The sequence below is a fragment of the Alteromonas sp. ABD4_190 genome (assembly GCF_056160105.1).
In genome coordinates, this window is the sequence record NZ_JBSWWN010000001.1 from 4,031,237 (window position 1) to 4,037,438 (window position 6,202).

At 42.9% G+C, this 6,202-nt stretch carries 4 protein-coding genes; 2 read left to right on the top strand and 2 right to left on the bottom strand.

From position 1 onward, the window contains the following. Positions 1-16 precede the first annotated feature (16 nt). Both ACXAFM_RS17580 and ACXAFM_RS17585 read right to left on the bottom strand, forming a co-directional pair. Positions 17-2,971, bottom strand: coding sequence for a ligand-binding sensor domain-containing diguanylate cyclase (locus tag ACXAFM_RS17580; RefSeq protein ID WP_474835537.1), 2,955 nt, complete (start codon positions 2,969-2,971; stop codon positions 17-19). 161 nt (positions 2,972-3,132) lie between these two features. Next, positions 3,133-4,953: a M2 family metallopeptidase gene (locus tag ACXAFM_RS17585; RefSeq protein ID WP_474835538.1), complete on the bottom strand. Its 1,821-nt coding sequence runs from the start codon at positions 4,951-4,953 to the stop codon at positions 3,133-3,135. 354 nt (positions 4,954-5,307) lie between these two features. Between ACXAFM_RS17585 and ACXAFM_RS17590 the strand changes: the two genes are divergently transcribed. Both ACXAFM_RS17590 and ACXAFM_RS17595 read left to right on the top strand, forming a co-directional pair. Beyond that, the gene (locus tag ACXAFM_RS17590) at positions 5,308-5,673 is read left to right on the top strand and encodes a DUF4870 domain-containing protein (RefSeq protein WP_474831272.1); all 366 of its coding nucleotides are present in this window, start codon (positions 5,308-5,310) and stop codon (positions 5,671-5,673) included. Positions 5,674-5,743: 70 nt separating this feature from the next. Continuing rightward, on the top strand, positions 5,744-5,950 hold the full coding sequence (locus tag ACXAFM_RS17595) for a hypothetical protein (protein WP_474831273.1): 207 nt from the start codon (positions 5,744-5,746) through the stop codon (positions 5,948-5,950). Positions 5,951-6,202: the final 252 nt, after the last annotated feature.

Below are 6,202 nucleotides of genomic sequence, written 5' to 3' on the forward strand. Positions count from 1 at the left end.
TGCCGGCATGTTATCGTTATTTCACAACGGCGTTTCGACCAGACTCTTTCCCCTCATACAGCTTTTTATCAACGGCGTGAATACATGCATCTACGCTATCGTAATCTTTGATGTCTGCAACGCCACACGTTATGGTTACCTTGATAGAGTGGGGAGAGCTTTCAATAGTTTGTTCCGAAACACACTTACGTAACTTTTCTGCTACCCAATAGGCCTCTTGTACATTGAGTGAGGGTAACAATATCAAAAATTCTTCTCCGCCCCAGCGTGCAATGACATCACTTTCTCGAAGGTTTTTTTCCAAGGTTTTGGCTATTTTTACCAACACCTCATCGCCAACATGATGTCCGTATTCATCGTTTATATTCTTGAAAAAGTCTATATCCACAATAAGCAAGGAAAAGGTACGACTATGGCGTTTAAATTCTTGCCACTCTGCGTTGGCTCTCTGTGTGAAATATCGTCTATTTTTCAGCTCAGTTAACGAGTCTTGAGTCGATAATTTCGTAAGTTTTTCTATCATTGCTTCAAGATCTCGTGTTTTTTCCTCTACTTTAAGGGCCAGTTCTGCAGAGCGCTTTTTCAGCGTCGAAATTCGTAGCCAGATTACTGAAGAGATGATGAAGAGAATACTTAAAACTAATGCGCCACGCCAAACAGGTTCATCCCACCATGGCGGTATCACTATAACTTCAAGTTGAGCTTCGTCGCTACTCCATACATTCTCCTGATTTATAGCTTTTACCGTAAAACGGTATCGCCCAGGCTCTAGATTTGTATAGGTTGCCACTCGCGTCTTAAAATCAGTAAATCGCCAGTTAGTTTCGAAATCAACGAGCTTGTATGCATAGCGCAGTTCATTAGCATTCATAAAATCTGTGGCTGCGAACTCAATGGAAAGGGCAATGTTATTATGAGTGAGTTCTATCTTCTCTCCTAAGTTAAGTCGTTGCTGCACGCTAGTACCATTGTTTTCATCTCGACTTACTGTCTCTACCTTTGTCAGGTGAACAGCAGGCGACCATTTAACGTTTGCAACTTCTGACGGAACGAACTGCGTGAGCCCCTCTGCACCGCCAAAAAGAATAGTGTTATTTGGGGTTGTGGCAACAGAGCCGATATAGTAACCCTTGGAAAGGGCGCCATTTTCTGCGCCATAGTGATAAAGTGTCGAAAGATCAGGCGCTAGATAAGTTATTCCCTCTATAGTTGAAATCCACAGCCCGTACTCATCATCTTCAACAATTGCCCCGATTGATACTTTGCTCAACCTACTCTCTGGCTTAATTTGCGTCACTTTTATGGTTGATAAGTCTTCATTATTTTTGGTGACAAAATACAAGCCATCAGCTTGCGTCCCGACCCAATAGCCACCGCGCTCAGAACGCGAAACCCACGTTACTACCGTACTGTCTGTAATTTTGTCGGTGTAATCACTAATACTTTTTAATTCACCAGTGAGCTTATTAGCCAAATGTAGCCCTGTTACAGTGCTGAGCCATGCACTTTCTTCATTTTCAATAACAATACGAGTAGTAAGTGAAAGAGGCCATTGCTTTATAATCCGTCCCTCGGAAGGGCGATACACGAAAACACCATCGCTATATCCGCCGAACCAAATATCGCCTTGGTTGTCCATGTTAATGCTGTAGCCAGACTTACCTTGTAACGCCTCAATTTCGAGGCGGTTTGTTTCCCGGTTTAACTTTGCAAGTCCGCTGCGAGTCGTCACCCAAAGCGTATCGCTCTTTGAATCATAAAAAATACTGGTGAGTTTATCACTAGCTTGACTGTCAGTTTTTTGTGCGTGATTTGAAGTGAAAGGTCCTTGATAGGTCTTATTAACTGTATTGTAAACCCATAGACCTTTTTCATTCGCCACCCATACTTTATTCTCTTTAAACGAGGCCATAGATCCAATTATCCGGCCACCACCGACTTCAGTCGTATAAAAGTTGCTTAGTTCGGGGTTACTTATGGCAAAGCCATCGTCCTTTGTACCCACTACGACAAGGCCTGATTTTGTTTGATATAGGCTTGAGACGCGCTCGTCTCCTGAGTCTTTGTCACTAATTGGGAAGTGTAATACTGTATAAGGGCTGTGGGCTTTTAAAAGGTTTAAACCTCGTTCTGTCGCAACCCATAAATCGCCATTTCGCTGTAGTAAAATATCCGTTACCGAATTGTCTGACAACCCTTGTATTTCACTCGTACATTGTTCAGTTATTGGCTCGGGCTCGATATTGAGATTAAACAGGCAGATACCATGAGTAGAGGTGCCCAACCAGAGTCGTGACCGCTCTGCAGCGATCAGTCTGGAAAAGTTAACACCTTCATAAGCAGCAAGTACCAATGAATTTTTTATCGTATCGAGCTTATAAAGACCAGAGGTGGAGGTAACGTATAGACTATTGCCGATTAGCTCTATATCAGTGAGTGTGCTCGTTGTATCGGGAAGGTAACTGACGAGCTCGATACTGTCGTTTTTTTCATAGTACCGATACAAGTTTCGTTCAGATATTATCCACAGCGTGCCGTCGTGTGTGGTTTTCAGCCTGTTGATGACCTGTTTGTCAAAAGGTGATGAAACAGGGAGTGCGTAATGCATAAATTTTTCAGTGTCTACATTTAATCGACTCAGACCGCTAAAGGTGCCAACCCAAATATGTTGGCCGTCTACGCTTGCTTCTAACTGAAGAGCACTTAGTGTTTGTAGACCTGTAGACTTATCGTTGTCCCACATTCCAAAATTTCTAAAGGTATAACCATCGAATTTATCAATGCCCGACTGTGATGCTAGCCAAAGAAAACCGTTTTTATCTTCCGCGATATCAGAAACAGTAACGTGGGTGATACCGCTTTCCATATCAAACGTGTGAAAGGCTGGGGCACCTATTTCAGCTCTTGCGACAAAGTTAAAGCTAGCCAATAAAGCGAAGATAGGGAATAGGTACGCTGAGGGACCGCGCATATAATGGCAACATTAAAAATAATTCATGTCTAAAAACTACGCTAATTCAGGGAACTTTCAATAGAACAAAAGTTTAATTTGTTTAGAAAAAGCCCCGTGGGGGGGGGCTTTGTCTATTAAAAATGTTCACAACTGTGTTGTGATTTAAGTACCAAAGCGAGTTACCAGCCACACTGGCGGGATACGTTTTGTTTATCAAGCCATGTTTTTAGCGGCGCAAAGTAGTCGGTAATGGTACTGGCGTCCATTTGCGGTGAGCCTGTCAATGTCTCTAATGCATTTTGCCACGGTTGGCTCATGCCCATTTCCAACATTTCATTTAATGCTTTACCAGCCTCTTCGCTTCCATAAATAGAGCAGCGATTTAATGGACCCTCATCTCCCGCAATGTCACACAGTGCTTTGTGGAATTGGAATTGAAGAATATGCGCCAAGAAATAACGCGTGTAGGGCACGTTGGCTGGAACGTGGTATTTTGCACCCGGATCAAATGAATTGGTGCCGCGCTCCACTGGCGCCATGACGCCTTGATACTTTTCTCTCAATTCCCACCAAAGCTGGTTGTATTGTTCAGGTGTTACTTCACCTGACATCACTTTCCAGCGCCACTGGTCTACCATCAAGCCAAAGGGAATAAAGGCTATCTTATCAAGCGCTACCTGCATCAGCATGCCGATATCGTTTGATGCGTCTGGAATCTCATCAATTAAGTCAATTTGCTTCAGATACTTAGGCGTTATGGATAGTGCTATAGTGTCACCAATGGCTTCGTGGAACCCGTCATTGGCTGAACCACGATAAAGAAGCGGCTGGTCTTTATAAGCGCGTTGATAGTAGTTGTGACCCAACTCATGGTGAATAACGTTAAATTCTTCCCCCGTTTTCTGGATACACATCTTAATACGAAGGTCGTCTTTATCGTCTAAATCCCATGCAGAAGCATGACACTGTACATCACGGCCGTCTGGCTTTTGAAACATAGAACGTTCCCAAAAGGTATCTGGAAGTTCTTCAAAGCCAAGCGATGAGAAAAATGACTCTGCTTGTTTAACCATGGCGATTTCGTCATACCCTTGTTTAGCTAATGCGCTTGTAACATCAGGCACTTTCATTTCTTGCTGAGGTTTAACGATATCGTAAATATTCCCCCACGACTGCGCCCACATGTTACCTAACAAATGCGCTGGGATTGGTTTGTCTTGTGGTACCACATCTTCGCCGTAATGTTCACCAAGCTTTGCTCGAACATGACAATGAAGTGACTCGTAAAAGGGCTCTACTTGCGTCCATAGACGATCTAACTCTTTCGGAAATTCATCAGCTGGCATGTCATATTTGCCACGCCACAAAGCGCTGACGTTTTCGAAGCCTAGTTCTGCAGCACCTTCATTGGCAAGTGCTACTTGTTCGGCATAAAGTGGTGCCATGGGTTTAGATACTTCACGCCAGCCTGTCCAATACTCTAACAATTTATCGGCATCGCGTAGGGTTGCCATTTCAGCGCTCATTTCGACCAGGCTTTTACACGTACCATCTTCGCTGCAATACTCACCAGAGCCGTACATGGCACTTAAATCAGAACCAATTTTTGCAAGACGCTCAGCTTTTTGTGCATCTGCCGGCGGAGGCATTGTTAAACTGTTTTTAAGTAGGTCAAGCTGTCTGCGAGTGTCGGTATCTACTTCTACATCGTTAAACTTCGCCGCTTCTTTCGCTAGCTTAGCCACTTTCGTTGAAAGTACTTCGTTAAAATAAGCACTGACTGCTGCTGTGTCGAAATTGATGTTCGTAGCGTAGCTCCACTCTGCGTGCGCGGCAGGAACTTGCATTTTCGCAATGTCATTTTGCGCCTGTGTTAAAAACTGTTTGGCATCTTGCGCTGTGAGTTCTGGTTTAGTTTCTGTCTGTGGTGTACTTTCGCCACATCCCATAAGCGAAACGCTTACTAATGCTGCTATAAGAGTACGTTTATGATTGAGCATATTTTGTCCTTTAATTATTTTGATTTTAAAGTGAATCGATGTTCACATAGACATGCGGTAGCATTGTGTAATGCTGCGCAGCTTTTGTAAAACAAATTTGATGTTCGCATATGCATGAAGCCTTGTAGTGCAAGGCATAATAGACAGAGTACAAAAACGTGCTCTGGGAAAGTAATGATGAGCCTTTAATATCGAGACGGCCTCTCATGAAATTAAAAACCTAATAATGCGCAAAATTATGATTTTGAAGATGAGCAATACGAAAAAGTAATTGTTCCAGTTAAGCTAGGCTGCAGCAAAACAATAGATGCTTATATTTATCAGATAGCACCAACTAAATAGAAAGGAAAAGTTATGTCAACGGAAGAACCACTCTATTGGGGTTTAAACGCTCGAAGCTATTGCACGCTTATTCATGTTTCTCAATTATCCAGCTTCGTTATACCTGGTTTGGGGGTCATATTGCCTATCGTGCTATGGATTGCTCACAAAGATCAGAACGAAGACATCAACCAGCACGGCAGGGTGACTGCGAATTGGTTGATAAGCTTGCTTATATACTCGGTTATTTGTTTTGTATTGACGTTAATAATTATAGGAGCGCTGGGCTTTATCGTTCTAGGTCTGATGAATTTCGTCTTTGCTATTGTGGCAGCGGTTAAAGCAAATAAAGGAGAGCTGTGGACCTATCCGCTAAGTTTTGAGTTCTTCAAACGTTAATCTCACAAATAACATGTTGCTTCAAGCAAGAAAGAACTGCGATTAAAAACTGCTTATGAAGGACGTTTCAATGTTGAAACGTCTTCGTACCTATCCCATAGCAGACACTGCAATGGCCAACGTAAGCAATAACGCGATATGTTTTGGTTTTAATAGCATGCTTACCTCTTTTCTTGTGACTTTTTCTACCGGTGTTAAGCTTAACGATAGTTTTCAAAATGGTGTCGCGCTATACATAATTAGTATAATGGGCTTAAATGTCGCTAATGTCATTTAGTTTGCGTTATTATAAAGGCGCTATGACCAAGGCGTTATCGTGGAGCGATTTTGTTGGAAGGTAAGCTGAGTGCCGGGTTCTAGACTAGGAATTACTTCGCACTAAATCGATCACTCGGCAGTGCGCTGTGAATAAGGTACTGGCTTTTCAACTGTTTGGCGCTTTTAAGCGAAGTACTGCTACCGCGCTTCACTGTGCTTAGTGCTAGCGGTTTATTCTGGCGCTGCTTCTTAAGTAATTGGGATGAAGGCG